The 23,699-nt window shown below is 50.6% G+C and carries 17 protein-coding genes; all 17 read left to right on the top strand.

Features of this window, described 5'->3' with window-relative positions; all coding sequences use genetic code 11:
• The first annotated feature begins 121 nt into the window (after positions 1-121).
• The gene (locus tag ABID13_RS15395) at positions 122-1,288 is read left to right on the top strand and encodes a Gfo/Idh/MocA family protein (protein WP_197092209.1); all 1,167 of its coding nucleotides are present in this window, start codon (positions 122-124) and stop codon (positions 1,286-1,288) included.
• Positions 1,289-1,310: 22 nt separating this feature from the next.
• The gene (locus ABID13_RS15390) at positions 1,311-2,957 is read left to right on the top strand and encodes an extracellular solute-binding protein (protein ID WP_048930835.1); all 1,647 of its coding nucleotides are present in this window, start codon (positions 1,311-1,313) and stop codon (positions 2,955-2,957) included.
• A 315-nt stretch (positions 2,958-3,272) separates the two neighbouring features.
• Complete coding sequence (locus ABID13_RS15385) at positions 3,273-5,306, top strand: alginate lyase family protein (protein ID WP_048930836.1); 2,034 nt, start codon at positions 3,273-3,275, stop codon at positions 5,304-5,306.
• Positions 5,303-6,079 (top strand): sugar phosphate isomerase/epimerase family protein, encoded by a 777-nt coding sequence (locus ABID13_RS15380; protein ID WP_048930837.1) that lies wholly within the window; start codon positions 5,303-5,305, stop codon positions 6,077-6,079. Before ABID13_RS15385 ends, ABID13_RS15380 begins: the two co-directional genes overlap by 4 nt.
• Positions 6,072-7,193, top strand: coding sequence for a Gfo/Idh/MocA family protein (locus ABID13_RS15375; RefSeq protein WP_048930838.1), 1,122 nt, complete (start codon positions 6,072-6,074; stop codon positions 7,191-7,193). Before ABID13_RS15380 ends, ABID13_RS15375 begins: the two co-directional genes overlap by 8 nt.
• A gap of 56 nt (positions 7,194-7,249) precedes the next feature.
• Entirely contained in the window at positions 7,250-9,613 is a 2,364-nt protein-coding gene (locus ABID13_RS15370; protein WP_354021044.1) for a helix-turn-helix transcriptional regulator, read from the top strand.
• Positions 9,613-10,686 carry a Gfo/Idh/MocA family protein gene (locus tag ABID13_RS15365; RefSeq protein WP_048930840.1) on the top strand — a complete coding sequence of 358 codons (1,074 nt, stop codon included), beginning with the start codon at positions 9,613-9,615 and terminating at the stop codon, positions 10,684-10,686. The genes ABID13_RS15370 and ABID13_RS15365 overlap by 1 nt, the downstream gene beginning before the upstream one ends.
• Positions 10,683-11,645: an ABC transporter permease gene (locus ABID13_RS15360; protein ID WP_048930841.1), complete on the top strand. Its 963-nt coding sequence runs from the start codon at positions 10,683-10,685 to the stop codon at positions 11,643-11,645. The genes ABID13_RS15365 and ABID13_RS15360 overlap by 4 nt, the downstream gene beginning before the upstream one ends.
• A 14-nt stretch (positions 11,646-11,659) precedes the next feature.
• Complete coding sequence (locus tag ABID13_RS15355) at positions 11,660-12,562, top strand: carbohydrate ABC transporter permease (RefSeq protein ID WP_048930842.1); 903 nt, start codon at positions 11,660-11,662, stop codon at positions 12,560-12,562.
• Between the two features lie 14 nt (positions 12,563-12,576).
• Positions 12,577-13,575 carry a 3-dehydro-L-gulonate 2-dehydrogenase gene (gene yiaK / locus ABID13_RS15350; RefSeq protein WP_048930843.1) on the top strand — a complete coding sequence of 333 codons (999 nt, stop codon included), beginning with the start codon at positions 12,577-12,579 and terminating at the stop codon, positions 13,573-13,575.
• Between the two features lie 69 nt (positions 13,576-13,644).
• Positions 13,645-14,406 carry a sugar phosphate isomerase/epimerase family protein gene (locus ABID13_RS15345; protein ID WP_048930844.1) on the top strand — a complete coding sequence of 254 codons (762 nt, stop codon included), beginning with the start codon at positions 13,645-13,647 and terminating at the stop codon, positions 14,404-14,406.
• 58 nt (positions 14,407-14,464) lie between these two features.
• Positions 14,465-15,715 (top strand): 4Fe-4S binding protein, encoded by a 1,251-nt coding sequence (locus tag ABID13_RS15340; RefSeq protein WP_048930845.1) that lies wholly within the window; start codon positions 14,465-14,467, stop codon positions 15,713-15,715.
• Positions 15,716-15,748: 33 nt separating this feature from the next.
• Complete coding sequence (locus ABID13_RS15335) at positions 15,749-16,516, top strand: 3-ketoacyl-ACP reductase (RefSeq protein ID WP_048930846.1); 768 nt, start codon at positions 15,749-15,751, stop codon at positions 16,514-16,516.
• A 19-nt stretch (positions 16,517-16,535) separates the two neighbouring features.
• Entirely contained in the window at positions 16,536-18,590 is a 2,055-nt protein-coding gene (locus ABID13_RS15330; protein ID WP_048930847.1) for an FAD-binding protein, read from the top strand.
• 25 nt (positions 18,591-18,615) lie between these two features.
• Positions 18,616-20,484 carry a family 43 glycosylhydrolase gene (locus ABID13_RS15325; RefSeq protein WP_053095366.1) on the top strand — a complete coding sequence of 623 codons (1,869 nt, stop codon included), beginning with the start codon at positions 18,616-18,618 and terminating at the stop codon, positions 20,482-20,484.
• A 172-nt stretch (positions 20,485-20,656) separates the two neighbouring features.
• Positions 20,657-21,334: a nitroreductase family protein gene (locus ABID13_RS15320; RefSeq protein WP_053095368.1), complete on the top strand. Its 678-nt coding sequence runs from the start codon at positions 20,657-20,659 to the stop codon at positions 21,332-21,334.
• A 111-nt stretch (positions 21,335-21,445) separates the two neighbouring features.
• Entirely contained in the window at positions 21,446-23,674 is a 2,229-nt protein-coding gene (locus tag ABID13_RS15315) for a CotH kinase family protein (protein WP_048930848.1), read from the top strand.
• Positions 23,675-23,699 lie beyond the last annotated feature (25 nt).

Genomic DNA, 23,699 nt, shown 5'->3' with positions numbered 1-23,699 from the left:
CAGAAATTGACACTGGAAAAAAATACTGTCAATTTACAAAAGCGCTGCAAAATGTTAGGTTAAGTACATGCCTGGTGATAAAAAACTGGTAAAAACAGATAACATATATGGGATGGCGATCATGGAAAATGTAAAAGTCTTATTGGTAGCGATTGGCGGTTATGGGGCCAACTATATGAAAGAACTGACGGAAAAAAATGTCACCGGGGTTCAGATTGAGGGAGTTTGTGAGGTTATGCCTGGAATCCAGGAGAGGTTTCCTGTCATCAAGGAACAGCCGATTCCTCTGTATCACAGCCTGAAGGATTTCTATGAGGAACATGAGGCGGATCTGGCGGTCATCGCCACGCCTATGCATCTTCACTATGAGCAGACAAAGTATTGTCTGGAACACGGTTCCAATGTGCTGCTGGAAAAACCGGTATGCACTGATCTGGAGGACGCCAGGAAATTAAGCGCACTGCAGGAGCGGACAGGCCATTTTGTGGCTGTCGGCTATCAGCTGGATTACAGACGGGATGTACTGGCGCTGAAACAGGATATTTTAGACGGTAAATTTGGAAGGCCGGTGGTGATGAAGGCTATGCACGCATTGAGGCGGGGAGAATCCTATTACCATAGGAATGATTGGGCGGGATGCATTTTGGCCAATGGCAGGGAAGTGAACGACAGCCCTTTTAATAACGCCTGCGCCCATCAGTTTCAGGTGATGACCTTTTTGCTGGGAGAAAGGATGGGGACAGCAGCGGAGATAGACCATGTAAAGGCAGAACTTTACCGCGCCAATGCCTGTGTTGAGAATTATGATACCGCTGCGGTCTGTATAAAGACAAAGGGCGGAGTTCCCATTTACTATTATACCACCCATGACATGGCTGAGAACCGGCTGGGACCGGTGAGCGAATATCGATTTGAGCAGGGAACGGTTTATTATGGAACGGATTTTGGGGAAGGAACTGTTGAGGAATATGTAGCCGTGATGAAAGATGGCAGCCGCCGTTCTTACGGGAATGTGCCAAAAGGAGAACGGCTTCAGAAGCTGTATGATTCCCTGGAGTGCGCAAAAAGGGGAGGACAGCCCATCTGCACGGTACAGTGTGCGATCCCGCACCTGGAAACCGTATTAAAGCTTGCTAAGCTTCCGGTTCGGCAGATCCGGGAAGAAGAATTAGAACATGTTGAGGAGAACGGTGACAAATTCTGTCAGATCCGTAATCTAAAGAATATATTTACTGCATGTTATGAAAATCAGCAGATGCCGACAGAGGTTGGAACGCGCTGGTATTAAAGAAGAAGGAAGAGGTAAGATTATGAGGAAAACAGCAAAAAAGGCGGCGGCACTGGCCATGTCTGCCATTTTGGCAGCCGGTACACTGGCGGGCTGCGGCTCCAAATCCGCCGATGGGACCGCACCAGATCCGGAAAGTTCTAAAACATCGGAGACCACGGGCGGGGAGGCCGCAGATCCGGATAAGCCGTACGAGGGGGTCAAGCTGACCTGGTGGACGAAGTTGAACGCCAATGTGTCCGCAACATATCCAAATCTGGGCGATACGCCCTGGGCAAAATATGTACAGGAAAAAACCGGAATTGAACTGGAGTTTATCCATCCCACTGTTGGCTCCGAGATTGAGGAATTTTCCATCCTGGTAGCCAGCGGCGAGTACCCTGATATCATTGAATATACCTGGACCATTTATTCGGGCGGCCCTCAGGCGGCAATCAACGATGGTGTGATCCTCAACCTGACGGATGTGATGGCAGAAAATGCGCCTAATTTTACAAAGCTGATGCAGGAGCATCCGGATGTGGATAAGATGGTAAGGTCTGCCAATGGAGACTATTACTGTTTCCCATTTCTGAGAGGTCTGGAATCTCCCAACCCCACGCAGTTTAGCGCCGGCATGGTGCTGCGCAAGGATGTTCTGGATGAACTTGGGTTGGAAATGCCGGAGACCATTGATGAATGGGATACCGTTCTGCGGGCGTACAAGGGCTACGGATTTGAGGTTCCATTTGCTACCCGCAAAGAGTGGATGAAGGATGTATGGTCACCTGGATTCGATAACTGGGGTGACTTCTATATAGAAGACGGCGTTGTGAAGAATGGATTGATAGAGGACAGCCGTAAAGCATTTGTTGCAAAGATGCGTGATTGGTATGGAGAAGGGTTAATTGACCGCGATTGGCTGGTCGCGGATAAGTCCTCCAACCAGACTTATTTTACCACAGGAAAGACAGCGTCTGTTTATGCGCCTTTTGGACAGGGACTTGGACAGTACACTCAGATCATGCATGATGCGGACCCGGAGATCACAGAGGAGGATATCCGTTTAGCGGTTCCTGTTACCTCCACCAAGGGGCAGAATGCCAAGTTCTCCAAGATGAATAATATTTATGACAAGTCCGGTGTATCGGCAGCGATCTCCACTCAGTGCGAGAACGCGGCAGCAGCGGCGTGGCTGTTAGACTGGATGTACAGTGAAGAAGGGAATCTGTGCTGTAACTTTGGCATTGAGGGCGAAACCTATGAGATGAAGGACGGCAAGCCGGTCTATACGGATCTGATCATGAATAACCCGGAGGGCTTATCTGTTACAAATGCACTGGCGGCGTATACCAGGGCATCCTCCTCCGGCGTATGTGTACAGGATGAGGCTTACATTGAACAGTATTACGAGTTGGATAACCAGAAAGAGGCACTAGAATTGTCCATGAAGACCGACATGGGTGAACATTTCTTTCCGCCCATCAGTGTGGCGGAGGAGGACAGTGAACAGTATGCGGACATTATGAATAATGTAAAGACGCTGGCAGAGGAAATGGAGGCACAGTTTATCGCAGGCACCGTGTCCATGGATGAATGGGATAAATATCAACAGCAGCTGAAAGACTTTGGCATTGAGGACGCGATCGCCATGATGCAGACCGCATATGACGCTTACATGGCTAACTAACTGATGGGATAAGCACCGCATCCGGAAAAAGCATAAATCTGCTTTTCCGGGTGCGGTTTTTTGTTTCATAGGAGCCCCAAATTCGTGTATTTTGCGGTTTTATAGCGGAGGCAGAAATTGACACTTGGAAAAAATACTGTCAATTTACAAAGCTTTTTTGAACTGTTAAGATAAGGAGGATTTGAGGGACCATTCATTGCGGAAAGATAGATGGAAGAAAATGACACCTTTGCAGTGGAGCGAAAGTAAGCAAAAAAGAACCAGAAATTTCCCGGACAGGATAGGGAAAAGGGAATGGGCAGGAAGGAGATTTGCATGGAACGAATGAAAGAATTGTTAGATCGTCTGGATTACACGGTTCCGGGTATGGAAGAGGCGGGAAGACTGTATGGAGAGGGAAACTTAGAGGGGGCTATGAAGGCCGTGGCGGAGCATTTCAGAACCCGCACTTCGCCTGCATACCTGTTTGATGCAGAAGAGATGAAAACCTTTCAGGATGATGAGATCCTGGCGGAAGCCCAGGAGGTTATGGACCACAAGATTTACGGCCATCAGTTTCCTGGAGAAATAGAGTGGAATTTTAACCCAACCACGGACACATCCAGAGACAATGAATGGAGTTGGTCCCTTTTCCGCCATATTTATTGGCAGCCTCTGGCCAGGGCATATGCGCTGACCGGCGATGAGAAGTATACCAGGGAATTTCTCCATCAGATGAAGGATTTTGGCATTCATTGGCCGGCCAAACCCTTTATGGAGGATGAAACATTTGAGACAAGGTTTCAATACCCCGGACACGCCTGGCGAACCATTGAGACTGCGATGCGGGTATACACATCCTGGCTTCCCTGCATGGAGGCATTCCGGCGTTCTGAAATATGGGGAAGCGAGGAGTGGGCATGGTTTCTGATCCAGTTATGTGATCACGGGGATTTTCTCATGGATCACTACAGCAACCATAATCGTTCCAGCAACTGGCTGACCATGGAATCGGGCGCTTTGCTGCAGTGCGGCATTATGTTCCCGGAGATCAGATCTCAGTGGAAGTCCACCGGATACCGCAGGGTGATGCATGAGGTGAAGTATTCCTTTGACAATGACGGTATCCATATGGAACGCACCCCCATCTATCATATGGTGGCGGCAGGTGTATATCTGCAGTGTATGCAGTTGTGCGGGCGAAACAACATTCCTATTGCTCCTTATGCTATCCCTACATTGGAAAAATCTGCCAGATTTCTTCTGAGTCTGGTAAAACCGGATTTTTCCACTCCTATGATTGGCGATGCGGACCGTAATGACCTGCTGGACAGACGGTGTGACACCTCTCTTTATGAGGGCATGAACCTGACCTTTGACCCTAAAGACATGAATGAGATGCGGGCATATTTTAACACCATGTATGAGATCACAGGTGAGGAGGACTTCCTGTGGCTGGCAACAGGGCGGAAAGAGGGGAAAGCACCGGCGCAGAGAAACTTTAAATATGCGGATGCGGGCATCTATGTAATGCGGACCGGATGGAAGGCGGAAGATAGCTACTTCCATGTACATGGCATACAGCTGGAGAGAGGTGAGAAGAGTACCCATTCCCATAATGACACAGGACATGTGGAGTTACATATCAAGGGGGAGGATATTCTCACCGACAGCGGGCGCTATATCTATAACAGCTCCTGTTGGAAGGAACTGCGGCATTACTTCCTGTCTGCGAAGGCCCACAATACCTTGTATGTGGACGGCCATGAGATGGGCACCGTACCTGGTGTAAGCCGGGTGCGGGGCGTCCGTACATATTGTCATGCATTTGAGGAAAACGACAACTATCAGATGATTGACATTTCTCACAATGGTTATGTGTACACCGATGATCCGATCTACCACCGCAGAAGAGTACTTCGCCTGGAACAGGATGTATTTGTAATAGATGACCAGGTAACCGGACTGGGACTTGGGGAGCATGACATACGGCTGTATTTTAACTTTGCGTTCGGTCATCTTACAAACCGGGGACATGGAGAATTTCTTTATGAATCCCAGAAGGAACGCCTTTACAGACTGGAAAGCAAGTCCACGGCTCCGGCGGAATATGAGATTTTAGAAGGCAGTGAGGAGCCTTTAGGCGGCTGGATCTCCTATGGGTATGCCTGGAGAAAACCCATTCCGCAGCTGGCAGTGAAAATCAAGGGTCCTGCTCCTGTGCGTTTCCTCACAGTGATCAGGCCCCAGGGGATCAGCGTGGAAACACAGGTGGGACTTGACACCATATCACTAAAGCTGGAAAGCGGAAATGCAGTTATATTAGGAAAAGATAAGGTGAGTGTGGAGGAAGGCGGGATAGAGAGATGAGATTTGGGATTTGCACCATGCCGGAAAATTTGGAGCTGATGGAGCGCCTGGGATATGATTATATTGAAATGTCAGCAACCAAGACAATGGATTTAAGCCCGAACCAGCAGGAGGAAGCGCGCCGGATACTGGAGGCATCTAAGGTAAAGTGCGAAGTATTTAACATCCTGTTTCCCAAGACCATGGAGCTGATTGAGGGAAATACGGATGAGAAGGCGCTGCGGGAGTATCTTCACAGGGCAATGGCCCTTATCCGCGGTTTTGGCGCCGGAATCGCAGTATTTGGAAGCGGGAAGTGCCGCCGCTGTCCGAAGCAGCTATCCCTCAGGGAGGCCTACCAAAAGCTGGTCGGAATATACCGGATCACCGGAGAGGTGGCGGGGGAATATGGTGTCACTGTGGCAATAGAGCCTTTGAGCCGGAGGGAAACCAATATGATCAACCTGATGAGCGAGGGCGCTATGCTGGAGGCCGATGTGGGGATGGACAACATTCAGCTTTTATCAGATTACTTTCATGTAATGGCCAACCATGACAGTATTGAGAGTATGGAATATATCAGGCATTTTTGTCATGTCCACATTGCCTCGGGAAATGGAAGACGGTATCCTGTTTCCGAGGAGGGAGAGGCATATGCAGCGTACTTTAAGACGCTGAAAAAAATTGGTTACAACGGACGAATCAGCATTGAGGGGAAGACGGACAATATGGAGAAGGACGCTGAGAAGGCTATCAAGCTGCTGAGAGAACTGGAGGGAAAAACTTATGAGTAGGGTAAGGTTGGGAATAATAGGATATGGCAATATCGGAAGCCAGCATGGACGCAGTATGATGGCAGGAAAAACACCGGCAGCAGAGCTCACAGCGGTGGCAGATGTGAACCCGGACCGCCTGAAGACTGCCAGAGACAACTTCGGAGAAGGATTAAAGACCTTTGACAATGCAGGAAGTTTGATCCATTCCGGCTGCTGCGATGGGGTATTGATCGCGGCACCCCACTATTACCATCCCTCCATAGCCATTGAGGCCATGGAGGCAGGGCTTCATGTTCTGGTGGAAAAGCCTGCGGGCGTGTACACCAAGCAGGTGGAACGGATGGATGCCGTGGCGGCAAAACATCCGGAGCTGGTGTACTGTATGGATTTTAACCAGAGAACCAATCCCCTGTACCAGAAAGTGAAAGAACTGCTGGATAGCGGTGAGCTGGGACAGATGAAGCGGGTGATCTGGATCATTACTGACTGGTACCGTTCACAGAGTTACTATGACCAGGGCGGCTGGCGGGCTACCTGGGACGGGGAAGGCGGCGGTGTGCTGCTGAATCAGAATCCCCATAATCTGGATCTGTGGCAGTGGATGTGCGGAATGCCAAAGCGGGTCAAGGCCAATGTTTACTACGGAAAGCACAGGAATATAGACGTTGAGGATGATGTAACAGCGCTGGCGGAGTATGAAAACGGTGCTACCGGGTGTTACATTACCACGGTAGGTGATGCGCCGGGTACAAACAGACTGGAGATTGACGGGGAACGTGGTAAACTTGTGGTGGAGGATGGTAAATTGAAATTCTACCGCCTGCGGATGCCGGAGCCGGAGTTTAACGCTTCTTATAAAAAAGGACTGGGAAAGCCTGAGGTCTGGGAATGTGAGATTCCTGTTAAGGGCACTTACACCTCCCATCCCGGTATCATCAATAATTTTTGCGATGCTGTCATAAAGGGAACCAAACCCATTGCTCCGGGAGAAGAGGGCGTGAAGGGACTGCAGATTTCCAATGCGATCCATCTGTCTTCCTGGCTGGAAGGACAATGGGTGGATCTGCCGGTGGATGCAGACCTGTTCCTTAAAAAGCTGCAGGAACGCTGCAAGGAACCGGTGATCCTTTAAATAAATACCGGGCAGATTCCCAGCGGGATAAAGATCAGAAAAGACTGGAGACTGGAATGGAAAAAAAGAGAAAAGTACTTTATACGATGTTTACCAAATGGAGTCTGTCCTATGTGGTGATCGCTACCATGGCGATCCTGATCATTTCCTTTTGTTCCATCCAGTATTCCCAGGCCCTTCGGGCGGAACTGGAATATACCAACGCGGTGCAGCTGGAGATGACACGGCTGCAGATGGACCGGAATGTCCGGTCCCTGCGGTCATTTAGCAGCAAGGCTGCATTGAATAAAACTGTCTCCAGCCTGCGGAAGCAAACTTCCTGGGATTATGTCTCACGCTATGAACTGTACAGGCTGGTAAAGGAGCTGGCCGGTGAGACGCTGTTAGACGGAGTGACAAGTGATTGTTATTTGTATTTTCCGGATATCGATCTTCTGGTATCCGGGCAGTACTATAATCATAACCGCGATTTTTATGATATTGCTCTTGGCTCTTACGGATTTTCCTTTGAGGATTGGCAGGCGGTGATCGGACAGAACTATAGGACATCCCAGGTCTTTTCGCTGCAGACAAAGGACGGGGGAGAACTGGCGGTGCTTGTTAAACCTCTGGACAGCAGTAACCGCCAGACGCCTCCGGCTAATGCTATTATGGTTATGGATCTCAGTAAGATCCCAAAGGCTTCCAACCGGCTTTCCCAGGAGCGTGAACTCATCTGCCTGATCGATCGGACTAATAAGCGTCTTGTGTCGAGCTCCCCCGTGTCTGAGGAGATGAAGGATGAGTTATTAAGCCGGGAGCCGGAGAAATTAATCGGGGGGGGGGGGTGGATTCAGGGGCAGTCGTATGATTCATCGGTCATTTCCTGCATTTCTTCCCAATATGAGAACTGGGATTATGCGGTGGTCACCCAGGAGCAGGAGCTGGTGGGAAAGATCAACGAACTTTCTATGCTGGTGCTGGTGCTTAGCCTTCTGTATCTGCTTATCAGTGGAGGAGCCATAGGTTATGCTGCGCTGAGGCAGTACCGGCCGATCCGGAATATAGTGGATACGCTGAAACGGTCGGAAGGGGAAAGCGAACAGCAGATGAGCGTGGATGCTTACGATTATATCAACAGGTCCATACACAAGCTGGTAGATCAGAACCGGGAGATCAGCAGTGTTGCCAAACAGCAGCAGAACGCCATCAGCAGAGAGCTGTTTCACAGACTCTTGACGGAAAGGGATGCGTATGCGTCCATGGATGAAGGTATTTTGAAGCGGATGGGAATATGTAAGGACGGAGACGGTGTTTTTTTTGGAATGATCTTAACCTACCGGTTGGAGGAAAATGTGGAACTTGCGTTGGATACGACCACAGCGGATCCGGTGGATACCAGGGAAATGTCCTGGTTTATACTCCAGAATGTGACAGCGGAAAACCTGGAAAAGTATGGCTGTTCCCATGTGTGTTTCAGAGAGGGGCGCCGGGAACAGATATTTTTCTGTTGGACAGAGGAGGACGGGCAGGACCTGAAAGCCGCGGTCCGGCAGGCGCTGGAGATGTCCACCGCATTTATCAGCCAGTATTTTAAGCTTCCTTACCGGGCAGCTGTCAGTGATCCCCATCAGGGCATTGGAAGTATCTATCAGTCCTACCGGGAGGTACGAAGAGTCTTTGAGTATCAGAAATCGGAAGGCGGGCGGGAAGTGATCAGCTTTGGAGAGATCAATCTTCTGCCAATGGATACCCTGTTAAAATATCCCATGGATGCGCAGAACCGTCTGGCCCAGAGTGTATCCGATGGAGATATAGAGAACGCATGGCAGGAGATTCTGAAACTGCTGGAGGATAACCAGGTGAACTGTCTGGCTCCGGAGGCCATGCAGTTTTTAGTGAGCAATATAGCGGTCAGCATTCTCAGAGTGGTGGGAAAGGTATCGTGGGATACAGCTCTCCCGGTATCTCAAAGGGCGGTGATGGAAGCCTGCCAGCAGGGCGACCTGGAGAAAATGAAGAGGGAACTGGAACGGCTGGTGGAAACAGCCTGTCAGGAGGTATCGGAATTCAATAAACGGGAAAAAGAAAACCAAAAGGGAAAGCTGTATTGGAACGCAAAGGCCTATGTGGAAGAGTACTACACCGATCCGGGCTTAAGCGTCAATTCCATGGCGGAGTATTTTGGTGTCCAGGCTACTTATCTGTCGAAACTGTTTAAAGAGATGGAAGGAGATAAGCTGTCTTTATATATCCACCGCGTGCGCCTGTCCCATGTGAAGGAACTGCTTTCCAAGGACGTGAAACTGGAGGATATCGCCCAGCAGTGCGGCTTTGGCAGCCAGCGGACCTTCCTGAGGATCTTTAAGCAATACGAAGGTATAACGCCCACTCAGTATAAGGAACTGCAAGAGAATAAAGGAAAAGAGGAATCTGTTTGATGAAAACGCTTCATGCGGCCGTTATCGGCTGCGGTTTAATATCTAAAAATCATTTTAAGGCCCTGAAAAATGTGGAACATGTCTGTTGCACGGCGGTCTGCGATATTGACCCGGATAAGGCACGGGCAGCGGCAGAGATCCATGGAATCCATCAGGTGTACTCGGATTATAAGGAACTGCTGAAAGATCCGGATATTGATGTTGTTCACATATGTACTCCTCACTATCTGCACGCCAGGATGGCCATTGACGCTTTAAAAGCAGGGAAACATGTGCTCTGTGAAAAGCCCATGGCACTGACAAAAGAGGATGCAAAGCAGATGCTGGAGGCAAGAGAACGGTGGGGAAAGCATCTGGGTATCTGCTTCCAGAACCGCTACAACCAGGCGTCTGTCTATATGAAGCAATTGATGGATCAGGGGACTCTGGGCAGGGTGCTGGGCGCCAGGGGACAGGTGACCTGGGACCGGAAGCCGGAGTATTACAGTGAATCTCCCTGGAGAGGGCGGTGGGCCACGGAAGGCGGCGGCGTACTGATCAATCAGGCGATCCACACCTTCGATCTGCTCCAGTGGCTGACCGGGTGCCGGGTAACAACAGTGGATGCTTCAATCTCCGCCAAACGGCTAAAGGGTGTGATCGAGGTGGAGGACACGGTGGATATCCTTATGACCGGGGAGGCAGGAGAGCGTTTGATATTTTACGCCACAAACTGTTATGTAAAAAATGTACCGGTAGAATTGGAGATCATCTGTGAACACGGCAGTGTCAAGATGACAGGAAACGTGGTGGTGACAGACCAGGACGGAACCGTTGCAACAAAGGACTATTCTTCCGGAACGGTTCTGGGTAAGGACCATTGGGGCAGCGGCCACGGGTTCCTGATCAGTGACTTTTACCGCTGTATTCAGGAAGGACAGAGCTTTCCCGTTGGGGGAGAAGAAGCCATTGTAAGTGTAGGGCTTTTGGAAGCAGTGTACCGGTCAGCAAAAACAGGAGTCCCGGTAAGGCTGGGCAGGGAACCGGGCGCGGGGGAGCATACGATTAAAACAGGAAAAGGTGGTTGTATATGAAAAAAAGAAAAGAGCGGTCCCATGGGGTTATGATCAATGGCAGAAGGCTGACATTCAGAGACAGGGTTGTACGGGACTTCCAACATAACTGGATGTTGTATCTGATGATGCTGCCGATCATTGTGTATTATCTCATCTTCAAATTTGGTCCTATGCTGGGCTTGAGTATTGCATTTATGGATTATAAGCCGGCTAAAGGCTTTTTTGAAAGCAGCTGGGTAGGGTTAAAACACTTTAAGAACTTCTTTACCAACTATTATTTTATCCGTCTTTTAACCAACACTATCCGGATCAGCATATGCTCCCTGCTTACATTTCCGGCGCCCATTATTCTGGCCCTGCTTTTAAATGAGTTGAGAAATAAGCGGTTTTCCAAATGGGCCCAGACCATTACATACATTCCCCACTTTATCTCCACAGTGGTTATCTGTGGCATCATTGTGAAACTAACCAGCAGTACGGGCGGCATTACATCGATCCTTCACACTCTGTTCGGACTGCCAAAGGAAACATTGTTGAACCAGAGTAAATATTTTCTTCCGATTTACATCCTCTCAGACCTGTGGCAGACACTTGGATGGAATTCCATTATCTATCTGTCAGCGCTGACAGGAATTGACCAGGAACTCTATGACGCGGCCAAGGTGGACGGGGCCGGCCGGTTTAAGCAGGTGCTTTACATTACGATCCCATGCCTGATGCCAACCATCATCATTATGCTCATATTAAAGATGGGTAAGATCTTTAATGTGGGGTATGAGAAGATTATGCTGCTCTATAACCCCGGAATCTATGATGTGGCGGATGTTATCAACACATATGTTTACCGGAAGGGCCTGATCGATGCCCAGTACAGCTACAGCGCTGCGGTAGGTCTGTTTAACTGTGTGGTCAGTTTTGCGCTGGTGACGATTACCAATAAGCTCAGCAAAAAGGCCAGCGGAAGCGGTCTGTGGTAAAGGAGGGGGTTTTCATGAAAACAAACAAAGTAGTGGCTATAGAGCATAAAATGAAAAGCAGCCTGGGAAGCAGGGTGTTTGATATATTTAATGTTTTGCTGATGTGTACGATGATGCTGCTTATTTTAATTCCTCTGCTTCATGTACTCAGCGCTTCCTTCAGCGATCCCTCGGCCTATGTGCGCCACGAGGGTCTGCTGTGGCATCCGCTGGATTTCTGCCTGGACGCTTATAAGGCAGTGGCAAAGAATAAGAATATCCTTACCGGATATATGAATACCATCTTTATCGTAGTGGTGGGAACCACCATCAATCTTATCAGCACACTGGTTGCGGCCTACTGCCTTTCACGCAAGAACGTGATGTGGAACGGCGTTCTGATGCTGGCGATCGTGTTCAGTATGTATTTCAGCGGCGGTATGATACCCTTTTACCTGGTTGTAAAAGGAGTGGGCTTAAACGGTTCCATCTGGTCCCTGATCATCCCCACTGCGGTGAATACATATAATCTGATCATTATGAGGACGGCCATGGCATCCGTGCCGGAGAGCCTGGAGGAGTCGGCAAAGCTGGACGGCGCTAACCACTGGACGATCCTTTGGAAGATCATGGTGCCTTTGGTGAAACCTACCATCGCAGTGATCTGTTTGTATTATGCCGTAGAGCACTGGAACTCCTGGTTCAACGCCATGCTGTTCATCCGCGACAAGGCGGGTTATCCGCTGCAGCTGGTGCTGCGGGAGATCCTGCTGCAGAATGATACATCGGCCATGACCGCTGGGGCGGATGATTATCTGATCAGTGAGACGATCCAGTTCGCCACCATTGTGGTAGCCACCGTGCCCATCCTTGCAATTTATCCGTTTGTGCAGAGGTATTTTGTTAAGGGCGTTATGATCGGAGCGGTAAAGGGATAAGGAGGAAAACGAGAATGAGAGTCAGCTACGAAACCATGTACCGGGAATTTGTCCGTGTTCTCTTAAAACGCGGATTCACAAAAAAGAAGGCGGAGTTGTCCGCCAGGCTGTATGCGGATGCCAGCCGTGATGGAGTCTATACCCATGGTCTGAACCGTTTCCCCAAATTTATGGCAAGCATTGACAATGGATGTGTGGACATTCAGGCAGAGCCGGTTCAGAAGGAGTCCTTTGGATTTTTTGAGCGTTATGACGGGCGGCGGGGGCCTGGAAACTTAAATGCCTATACCTGTATGGAGAGGGCCATCCGGCTGGCAAAGGAAAATGCCATAGGTTGTGTGGCCTTGTCAAACACCAACCACTGGATGCGTCCCGGCAACTATGGACTGATGGCGGCGGAGGAAAACTGCATCGGTATTCTCTGGACCAACACGGTTCCCAATATGCCGCCCTGGGGCGGGCGGGATGCCCGTCTGGGAAACAACCCTGTGGTGCTTGCCATCCCCCATGGCGACACGCCGGTCCTGGTGGATGTGGCCATGTCCATGTTCTCCTACGGAAAGCTGGAGAGTTACGCCCGTATGGGAAAGGAGCTTCCTGTGGATGGAGGATATAACCGGGAACAGCAGATAACCAAGAATGCGGCGGAGATTTTGGAAACACACCAGTGTATTCCCATTGGATACTGGAAGGGCTCCGGCTTATCCCTGGCCCTGGACCTGATTGCGGCAACCCTGGCAGGAGGATGCACCTCACGGATGGTGGGAGAGCTTCCAGGGGAGACAGCGCTGTCCCAGGTGTTTATAGCCATAAGTCTGGATTCGTTTGGAGATAAAGAGACACTTTTAGCAAATATCCATGCAACACTTCAGGATATGAAAACATCCGCTCCGGTGGCAGAGGGACATCCGGTTCACTATCCGGGAGAAAATATGATGCGCACTCGAAAGGAAAATATGGGAAAAGGCATCCCAGTTGATGAGGGTGTATGGCAGAAAATACTGGAAATGTAGGAAAATCGGAAAAAGCTAGAGTATAGGAAGGTTCTGAGCATAGATCGGGAACAACAGGAGGTTGGATAAATGATCATACCGGGAATGGTATCGGCCACATTTAGAAATAAACCTGCAGAAGATATTCTGGGAATCTGCAGGGAGGCAAAGCTAAAGGCAGTGGAGTGGTCAGAGAATGCTCATGTGCAGCCCGGGGACAAAGAGGGAGCCGCCGATCTCTATGAGAGAACGGTAAATGCGGGATTGCGCGTGGCTGCCTACGGCTCTTACTACCGTTTGGGGCGGAATGAGGAGCCGGATAAGGCTTTGCGGGCATCCCTGGATTCCGCTAAAGCTCTTCACTCGCCCCTAATCCGTATTTGGGCCGGAGAAGAAGCATCTGACCGGATGACGGAAGAAAAGCGAAGGACTTTGACCAGGGAAGCATCCAGGGCAGGAAAGATCGCCGCGGAATATGGGATCAAGGCCGCCTTTGAATGGCATAAAAACACGCTGACAGATACTAATGAGTCAGCTATGAAACTGCTTTGCGAGGCATCACAGGATAACCTGTACTGCCTGTGGCAGCCTACAGTGGCTTTAAGCATGGAACAGAGGACAGAGGGCCTGGATCTTCTGCGGCAGAACAAACGTCTTTTAAACCTGCACATCTACTACTGGCTGGATGGCGTCCGCCGTCCTCTGGCAGAGGGGGAACGGGAATGGATGCAATATCTGGAACATGTGGATCCTGTGGAAGAAAGATTCGGCCTTTTGGAGTTTGTCATGGGCAATACGGAGCAGCAGTTTTTAGAGGATGCAGCTGTACTGTGCAGGTGGCTTGGAAGGTAGGCAGGAACCGGAAACGATTCGGGAAAACATCGGAGAATAGATGGGAGAGTAAATAATTATGGCAGATTTGTATATAAAAGCATTTGATATGATAAACCCCTTTGTGGTGGCGTCCAGTCCTGCCACCCAGGGAGCAAAAAATGTGTTAAAGAGCGCGGCTATGCGCCCGGGAGCCATTGTAATGCGCAATTTTGGACACGGTGCAGGCGGCGGCAGCTATATTGGGCCGGACAGCAAGGCCATGTACAGCGGGCAGATGAGCATCCACAGCCATGCCGTTGGCCGTCAGATCCAGGATACGGTAAGTACCCTGGAGCAGTACTGTGCGGAGGTACAAAAGGCAAAGAAAAGTCTGGACAGCGATATTAAGCTGTGGGTGTCCGTGGGCCATTACAGCGATATTGTGAAGGGAGGAGACTGGGAGAGGGAATGGGCCCGTCAGGCAAGGGAGCTGAAGCTGGCAGGAGCTGACGCCATCGAGCTGCATTTTAACACGCCGGGCGTGGCTGTGGCAAAGGACCGTACCCTTGCATACCACCAACTGCTGCGCCACAGCATTGAGCTGATGAAGAAAACGGTGCCGGATATGCCCATCATGGCAAAGCTGGCAATGGAATCCTGTGATGTGCTGACTTCTATGCGGATCGCGGAAGCGGCAGGGGCTGCAGCAGCAGGTCCAACCGCCAGATGGAAAGGATTCTGTATGGATCTGGATTGGAGGACTACCCAGGCCAGACCAGGGGCAGGCTACGGCGGTACCCAGGCCACTCCTCTGGTGTGCTATGCGATTGCAGAAGCAAGAACAAACGGTGTGAAGCTTCCGTTGTACGGAGGCGGAGGCGTGTTTAGTTTCGACCAGGCGGCCAGGATGATCATGGCGGGCAGCCAGGCTGTGCAGTTTGGTGCGCTGGCCTGTTCCGGCGGCACACAGGCATGTAAGAAGGTGATTTCCGAGTTGGATCGCTGGATGGACAAAAATGGTTACAAGGATATGGACAGCCTGTGCGGTGACGCATTGAAATTATTCCAGATGGATCAGAAATTCACTTTGGAGCGGCAGAATAAACTGGCGGACGCTTATCAGTATGCCCAGGTAACGGATCAATGCATTGGCTGCGGGCGCTGCGTGGATGTTTGCTGGCAGGAAGGCATTGAAATGAGAGGAAAAGTGGCTGCCAAGACAGACCAATGCATTGGCTGCGGCTATTGTTTCCAGGTGTGTCCCACCGGAGCTTTGCATGTGGAGAAGGAAAAGCTTCTGGCATCTGTGTTTGAAAAACACAATATAACCCGTGGCATGACAGAATAGAAAGCAGAACTTTCAAGGAAGATGGTAAAGCGTATGAGACAAACAGCAATCGTGACAGGGGCCAGCAGAGGGATCGGTCTGGCTATCGCCCGCCAGCTGGGCCTGGATGGGTATCATGTGGTAGTCTTTGCCACAAAACCAAAGGAAGACTGCATGGAGCATTTGAGGATGCTTCAGGAGGCTGGTATTGACTATTGGTATGTCCAGGGCTCTCTGGAAAAGACCGGGGACAGGAGAAATCTGGTCGATGAGACCGTGGCTCATTACGGCCGCATTGACGTGCTGGTAAACAATGCAGGGGTGGCGCCTCCTGTGCGGGCAGATCTTCTGGAAATGACAGAGGAGAGTTATGACCAGGTCATGAACATCAACACAAAGGGGACAATGTTCTTAACACAGCTTGTTGTAAAACAGATGTTAAAGCAGGAAGTGATTGGAAAAAAGAGGGGAACGATTGTTAATGTAGGATCGTGTTCTGCAGAGGTTTCCTCCACAAATCGAGGGGAATACTGCATTTCCAAAAGCGCGGTGTCCATGATCACAACTCTGTTTGCCGACCGGTTGGCGGGAGAAGGGATTTTGGTTCACGAGGTCCGTCCAGGTGTTATTAAGACAGATATGACCAGCAGGGTACAGGAAAAATACGACAGTCTCATTGAAAACGGAAGCTTTCCGATCAGGCGGTGGGGCATGCCCCAGGATGTGGCGGATGCGGTCAGCGTATTCTGTTCCGACAAGTTTTTGTATACAACCGGAAACCATATTGACATTGACGGCGGATTTCATATAAAGCGGCTGTAAGGTCTGTGGGAGGGCAGAGATGAAAAAAGATGATCTTCAGGTGATGGATCTACATACCGTAGTGGTGGGGTCTGGTGCGGCCGGGCTTAACACAGCGGACCGGTTATGGCAGTACGGGGTACATGATCTGGCACTGGTAACGGAAAATATGGATTTCGGTACATCCAGGAATACAGGATCGGACAAACAGACTTACTATAAGCTGTCATTGGCAGGGGATCCCCCTGACAGTATCAGCCGACTGGCCCAGGTGCTGTATGAGGGCGGATGTGTGGATGGAGAGCATGCGCTGTGCGAGGCATCCCTGTCCTGTCAGGGCTTTTTTAAGCTGGTGGAATTGGGAGTCCCTTTTCCCCATGACAGTCACGGCCAGTTTGTGGGGTACAAGACGGACCATGACCCCAATGACCGGGGGACCAGTGTTGGTCCCTATACCTCCCGTTATATGACCGAGGCATTGGAACGGGCGGTGCGGAATAAAGAAATTCCTGTCTATGATAAACATCAGGTGATCCGGATACTTACAAAGGATCATAAGGTTTACGGACTTCTGTGTCTGAAAACAGGAGAAGGCAGTCCTGTTCCCGGGCAGGATGACGCGGCATTATCCAAATATGTGCTGATCCGCTGCACCAATGTGGTTTACGCCACAGGAGGCCCGGCGGGAATCTATGCTGACAGCGTATACCCGGCCAGCCAGACGGGGGCCAGCGGTATCGCCTTTGAGTCAGGAGTGCGGGGCAAGAACCTGACGGAGTGGCAGTATGGTCTGGCGTCTTTAAGTCCCCGTTGGAATGTGAGCGGAAGCTATATGCAGGCTTTGCCGCGAATGGTGTCTACAGATAAAAGGGGTGGAGATGATCGGGAATTTCTTATGGAGTTTTATAATACCCGGGAAGCCGCTTTGGACAAGGTGTTTTTAAAAGGGTATCAGTGGCCCTTTGACGCCAGAAAGGTGACGGACGGTTCCTCCATGATCGACCTGCTGGTTTACCGGGAGACCTGCGTGCGGGGACGCAGGGTGTGGCTGGACTACAGGACCAACCCCGGCGGGAGTGAGATTGCCTTTGAGGCATTGTCTCAGGAAACGAGAGATTATCTGGGCAGATCTGGAGCTTGCGGGCAGACTCCCTATGAACGTCTGCAATGTTTGAATTCTCCTGCGGCCGCATTTTATAAGGAACATGGCGTGGACCTGGAAAGGGAGATGCTGGAGATAGCAGTCTGTGCCCAGCACAATAACGGAGGCTTGGCGGTGGATGCCTGGTGGCAGACGAATGTGGAAGGCTTTTTTTGTGCCGGGGAGGCGGCGGCTACGCACGGCATTTACCGGCCGGGCGGAAGCGCTTTAAATTCCGGCCAGGTGGGTTCCACCAGAGCAGCCCAGTATATTGCAGCCCACAAAGACAGCAAAAGGGAATGGACTGAGGAGGAGCACCGGGAAATGCTGTCCCAGGCAGCGGGGCGCATTGCCATGGGAGAACGCCTGGCAGGAGAATTAGAGTTTGGGAAAAAATGGAAAAAAGCTGCGATGGATATGAGCCGCTATGGGGCAATGATCCGGGATCCGGAGGGAATGCAGGAGATGGAGAAGGAAATCCATGAGGAACTGGCGGCCCTGCGCCTGGAAAGGAGAACGGACAGCGGAACAGAAGCCGGAAACGAGGCCGAAACAGCCGCAAATGCAGTTTCCCCTTCGATTTCCTCCTTATCCGCATACTACCGCTATTATGACATGCGGCTATGCCAAAGCGCTTATCTGGCGGCAATGCTGGATTACACGGCTCACGGCTGCAAAAGCCGGGGATCGGCTGTTTATCTGGAGAAACCTGAGAAGATGCGCCGGGGGACTGGCGGAAGGAGCGACCAGGTCAATATTCCGGAACTGGCCGCTTTTTCACTGGATGGTTCTGAGGGGATGGACCATAAAAATGTGGTACAGGAACTGTCTTATGACCACAACAGCGGTACTTGCAGCTGTTTCTGGCGTCCGGTGCGGCGACTGGAGGAAATCCAGGACAGGGAGGCATTTGAAGTGGTGTGGAAAAATTACAGGGAAGGAAAGATCTTTTAGAGCAGAATGCTCTTGGTAACGGCATATGGAAAAGAAAAAAATGACACAGGAGGAACTGCAGACCCGGGAGGTATATGAGGCAGCCCGGGCGGGAGATAAGGACCGGCTTGTGCAGCTTATTGAGTACAGTTCGCCGGATATGGGCCGCTTTGATGAAAACCACTGCAGCGCTCTCCATTATGGCGTACAATCCGGTGATGTGGAAACGGTGCGGTACCTGGTGGAGCGCATAGGGCTGGATCCGCTCAAGGCTGATCAGGAAGGCGTAACTGCCTGGGATATTGCCCATGATCAGGATAAAAGGGAAGTGCTCGCTTACTTTACGGAACGGTATGGATATTTCTGGGAGGATACGTATCACAACCCGGTTCGCCGAGGCCTTTTTCCGGATCCGTCTATTGTCCGGGTGGGGGAGGACTATTATATGGTCAATTCATCCTTTATGTTTTTCCCGTGTATTCCTGTTTCCCATTCCAGGGATCTGATCCGCTGGGAGATCATAGGATATGCCGTCACCAATCCGGCCTATGCCCGTCTGGAGGAGCTAAAGGGCGGTATGGGATACTGGGCGGCGGACATTTCCTGGTGTGAGGAAAGGTTCTACATTACAGCCACCCTTCGGTGCAATGATGACATGCCAAAAAAAAGGATACAAATGGTCACATCCTCCAGTCATCCACAGGGACCTTATGATGAACCTGTATTTTTAGATGATGATGGCATTGACCCATCCATTTTTCATGATGAGGACGGGCGGAAATATATGCTTTTAAACCGTGGGGCCAGGATCCTGGAGCTGAGCCGGGACTGCGGGAGGATCGTAAAGGCAGGAAGGCTGCTGTGGTATGGGGATTATAAGCGCAAGCCCGAGGGGCCGCACCTGATTAAGAGGGACGGTTATTACTACCTGTTTCTGGCAGAGGGGGGAACCGGCATGGGTCACTGTATCACGGTGGCCCGTTCAAAAGATATGTATGGACCTTATGAGCCAAGCCCCCATAACCCTATTCTGCACCAATGGGATGAGGGGGCTCTGATCCAGTGCTGCGGTCATGGAAAACCATTTCAACTGCCGGACGGAAGGTGGTACATTGTCTATCTGTGCTTGAGAAAAATGGGCGGCGAATACGGAATACTGGGACGGGAGACAGCTATGGATGCCCTGAACTGGACGCAGGATGGATGGCCTGTGATCAACGGAGGCCGGGGGCCGTCTGATCAGCAGAGACGGCCTTTAAACAGGAAAGCCGGTTCTGTGGGTGGGGACGGCATTTTTCGGAAGCTGTCTTTGTCTTGTCCTCTGGGAGGATATCCATTTTGGAGATCCCAGAACTGGATGACACCGCGGCCGCTGTCTTATGATAAGATCAGTCAGGAAGGCTGCAGCCTTCTGCTCACCGGAACGAAAGCAGATTTAAACAGCCTTCTCTGCCGCAGTGTTTTGGTGCGTAGACAGGATGCTTTCCGGTTTTGCGCTGTATGCAGTTTTCAGATCCCCCTAATTAAGGATGGGGAAAGCCTGGGGCTGACATGTTATTATGATGAGAACAGCTACATTAAATACGGTCTCTCGTGCCGGGACGGCCGATTGGGAATCCTGTGCCAGGAATATGTGGGGAGTGAGTACCGGTCCGTCCGGTTTGAACCTGTTTTTCCGGGAGATACAGAGCAGAATGGAGAAATCACTGTAAAAGTGGAGGGGGAGAACCTGAAACGCAGTTTTTTCTATCAGAACAACGGAATATGGATCCGGACTGCCAAGATGGAGGATACCGGTTACTTAAGCAGTGAAGGACTGAAAAATGGAAAGCGTTTTACCGGCGCCATGCTGGGGATCTATGTCCATGGCAGCTTTCAGGGCCGGTTTACTGACTGGAGTTATATGGCGGAATGATACTCTCAGTGGACAAGACATTTGTTTATTTAAACTTTACCTTTATCCTGTATAATTGAAAAAGCTCAGAGGTGCTGCCTGAGAGGGAAAAGATACTTATATCCAAAAGGAAGCAGGAAAGCTTAAGCGGGCTTATACCAAGCTGCAAAGCAGATGAAGGAAAGGAGCAATTATGAAAAAAGTAATTATGAAAAAAGGTGTGTGCGGTTCTATTTTAATGGTTCTTATATTGTCATCTCTATCTTCCGCATGCAGCAAACATGCAGATAACGGCAGTGGTAAAAATGCTGCGACACTGCTGATTGATGCCAGAACAACGCAGTATTTTACACAGGAGCGTGTTCCTGAGGCGGATATGGAGAATATCCTTCAGGCAGGAATAAATGCCCCCAGTGCAATGAACCAACAGCCATGGCATTTTACGGCTGTAACAAACAGGGAGATTCTGCAGCAGATATCGGATGAAATGTCTGCAAACCGCCCGGCACAGGCAGATAGGGGTGAATCAACGGTTAAAAAAGCAGGAATTGCGGATGCACCTTTAGCCATCATCATATCCTGTCAGGAGGGTTCTGAATTTGATGCTGGCCTTGCCTGCCAGAATATGCTTGCGGAGGCAAAACTGCTGGGGTATGGGGGAAAGATCCTCTCATCCCCAACCATTGTCTTAAACGGCGATAAAAAGGCGGAATACAGATCCCTGCTGGGAATACCGGAGGATCAAAGCGCAGCCGCAGTATTACTGGTGGGGAGTGAGGACCGCTCGGCAGATGAAACAATGGATGGAGTGACAGGGCCATCGGTCCGCAGCAATGCGGCTGATATGGTGACGTATGTGACTTCGGAGTAGGAAAAAAATCAGTTTATTTGGTACGCAGATTCTTCACAGCGTTTTCAGCTTAATTTAATGTTCTCATGCTATATTAAAAAAGAGGTAAAAAAAGTGCGGAGGAGAGCAGCTTTGAAGAATACTATAATTCGGGCAACGGCCATTTGCGTAACGGCGGCCATGTTATGTTATGCGGCCGGGTGCAGCCGGATAGCTGGTGAAACGGCAGGAAGTACGGAACAAATAAGTGATAATGCAGCAAAAACAGGCAGTGTGATATTTTCACGGGAAAGTGGCTTTTATGAGCAGGAGTTTGTGTTGGAACTTTCCACAGACACGGAGAATGGGATCATCCGATATACGCTGGACGGCAGCGACCCAACGGATGGATCACCGGAGTACGCAGCGGGAATCACAATTACGGACAGAACCGGCGAGGAGAACCTGCTCTCGAATCAGGCTGCCGGCACGCTTGGACAGGGCGGAGGCTTTGGCAGCGGAGGGGGAATGCCTGGAAACCGGCCAGGCGGTTTTCAGGTTCCCCGGCCGGAGGGCTCCAACCTTTCCATGGAGCAAGGCAATGATCCAAAAGGAGCAGATACGGACAGCAATGAACCGAAACCTGCAAATACAGACAGAGAACAGCGCGGGCCTGGCAATGGCGGCGGCAGAGGTCCCCGTGGAGGTTCTTTATCGGCGGAACCGGCGGAAAATGTGTTTAAGGGAACCGTGGTGAAGGCAGCGGTATTTTCGGCAGACGGGGCTATATTATCCCGTATCTCGGTCAAGTTATATTTTGTCAGCCAGAATATTATGTCGCGGTATGGCAGCCTGCCGGTGGTATCCGTTGTCACCGACTCGTCCAATCTCTTTGACGAGGCGACCGGTATTTACGCCAATTACAGCCAGTCCGGTTCCGACTGGGAAAGGCCGGTGTATTTTGAACTGTTTGAACCGGCCGGTACGTTGGTGGTTTCCCAGAACATGGGGGTGCGGATCAACGGAGGCACGACCCGGTCCCTGGCACAAAAGGCTTTGCGTTTTTACGCCAAGGATAGCTATGACAAGGAGAACCCCACCATAGAGTATGAGATTTTTGATGGTCTGACAAAGTCCTGTAATGACGATATCCTTGCCACATTCAAGCGGATTATTTTGCGCTCCAGCGGCAATGACAATTCCGGCACTCTGTTCAGGGATGCATTGATGCAGGAACTTGTCAGTGATCTGAATGTGGACACCCAGGCAGCACGGCCCTGCGTTGCTTTTGTAAACGGGGAATTTTGGGGTATATACAATATCCGTGAGCGATACGATGACCATTATTTTGCAAACCATTATGATATTGATGGGGACCGTGTGACGGTCCTGGAGATTGCAAGCGGAAACAGCGCGCCCGAGGTCAGTGAGGGGGAAGAAAGCGATCTGGAATATTATGAGGAGATGTGGAATTTTTTCAATGACCATTCCATGGCAGATGAAAGCAGCTACCAGAAAGCGTTGGAGTATGTGGACATAGATAATCTCATGGATTACCATATTGCCAATATTTATTCCGCCAATACGGACTGGCCGGCCAATAATAACGTTTTCTGGCGGTACAGGACAGAGAACGGCGGATATGACGGCGGAGCGGAGTGGTACAAGGACGGGCGCTACCGTTGGATCATCAAGGATATGGATTGGGGTTTTGGGCTGATGAGCGATCAGACCAACGATACCTTGTCCCATGCCCTGAATGAAAGTTCATCCGGAAGACGGGGCAATGGTTTCACTTCCTCCCAGTCAACACTGATATTCAGACGTTTGCTGGAAAACCAAGGGTTCCAGGCCGGATTTATCAACCGGTTCTGCGATGTGATGAATACAAATTATAACGCCGGCACGGTGGCGGAAGCGATCAGCAACTGGAAATCAGAGATTGAGCCTGCCATTGATGAACAGGCGAACCGTTATCCCGGCTCCGTACCAGGCAGAGAAAGCTGGGAAGCTGCCGTGGACAAGATGGTCCGGTTCGCGCAGGAACGCGCCGGATACATGGAGGGCTATTTGCAGGAACGTTTCTCCTTGTCAAATGTTGTGGACGTGACGCTTTTTACGGACAGTGAGGCCGGTTTTATCCGTATCAATGATACTGATATTACAGAAGAAACAAAGGGCGTGTCCGATGCCTCATCCTGGAGCGGACGGTATTTTGCGGGGACCGCGCAGCGCCTTAGGGCAGAGGCAAAGGATGGCCATGGGTTTGTCAAATTCGTGGTAACGGATCTGGCGGAAGGTACCACAGTGGAATATAGAGATCCTGCCATTGAGGTGACGCTGGGGAGTGCCGGTACTAAAGCTGAGGCCGTGTTTGAGTAGGGCGTGTGGAAATGTCCGATGGAAG

Origin of the sequence: Enterocloster citroniae, assembly GCF_040545455.1 — a bacterium.
Classification (GTDB): domain Bacteria; phylum Bacillota; class Clostridia; order Lachnospirales; family Lachnospiraceae; genus Enterocloster; species Enterocloster citroniae.
Note: the sequence above shows the minus strand (reverse complement) of the source record. Positions and strands in the feature narration are given on the sequence as shown.

Excerpts from the sequence above, each read along its gene's own strand:
- ABID13_RS15380 (WP_048930837.1), top strand. The coding sequence starts at position 5,303 with ATGAGATTTGGGATTTGCACCATGCCGGAAAATTTGGAGCTGATGGAG.
- ABID13_RS15340 (WP_048930845.1), top strand. The coding sequence starts at position 14,465 with ATGGCAGATTTGTATATAAAAGCATTTGATATGATAAACCCCTTTGTG.
- ABID13_RS15345 (WP_048930844.1), top strand. The coding sequence starts at position 13,645 with ATGATCATACCGGGAATGGTATCGGCCACATTTAGAAATAAACCTGCA.
- ABID13_RS15375 (WP_048930838.1), top strand. The coding sequence starts at position 6,072 with ATGAGTAGGGTAAGGTTGGGAATAATAGGATATGGCAATATCGGAAGC.
- ABID13_RS15320 (WP_053095368.1), top strand. The coding sequence starts at position 20,657 with ATGAAAAAAGTAATTATGAAAAAAGGTGTGTGCGGTTCTATTTTAATG.
- ABID13_RS15385 (WP_048930836.1), top strand. The coding sequence starts at position 3,273 with ATGGAACGAATGAAAGAATTGTTAGATCGTCTGGATTACACGGTTCCG.
- ABID13_RS15395 (WP_197092209.1), top strand. The coding sequence starts at position 122 with ATGGAAAATGTAAAAGTCTTATTGGTAGCGATTGGCGGTTATGGGGCC.
- ABID13_RS15355 (WP_048930842.1), top strand. The coding sequence starts at position 11,660 with ATGAAAACAAACAAAGTAGTGGCTATAGAGCATAAAATGAAAAGCAGC.
- ABID13_RS15335 (WP_048930846.1), top strand. The coding sequence starts at position 15,749 with ATGAGACAAACAGCAATCGTGACAGGGGCCAGCAGAGGGATCGGTCTG.
- ABID13_RS15325 (WP_053095366.1), top strand. The coding sequence starts at position 18,616 with ATGGAAAAGAAAAAAATGACACAGGAGGAACTGCAGACCCGGGAGGTA.
- ABID13_RS15360 (WP_048930841.1), top strand. The coding sequence starts at position 10,683 with ATGAAAAAAAGAAAAGAGCGGTCCCATGGGGTTATGATCAATGGCAGA.
- yiaK (WP_048930843.1), top strand. The coding sequence starts at position 12,577 with ATGAGAGTCAGCTACGAAACCATGTACCGGGAATTTGTCCGTGTTCTC.
- ABID13_RS15370 (WP_354021044.1), top strand. The coding sequence starts at position 7,250 with ATGGAAAAAAAGAGAAAAGTACTTTATACGATGTTTACCAAATGGAGT.
- ABID13_RS15390 (WP_048930835.1), top strand. The coding sequence starts at position 1,311 with ATGAGGAAAACAGCAAAAAAGGCGGCGGCACTGGCCATGTCTGCCATT.
- ABID13_RS15330 (WP_048930847.1), top strand. The coding sequence starts at position 16,536 with ATGAAAAAAGATGATCTTCAGGTGATGGATCTACATACCGTAGTGGTG.
- ABID13_RS15365 (WP_048930840.1), top strand. The coding sequence starts at position 9,613 with ATGAAAACGCTTCATGCGGCCGTTATCGGCTGCGGTTTAATATCTAAA.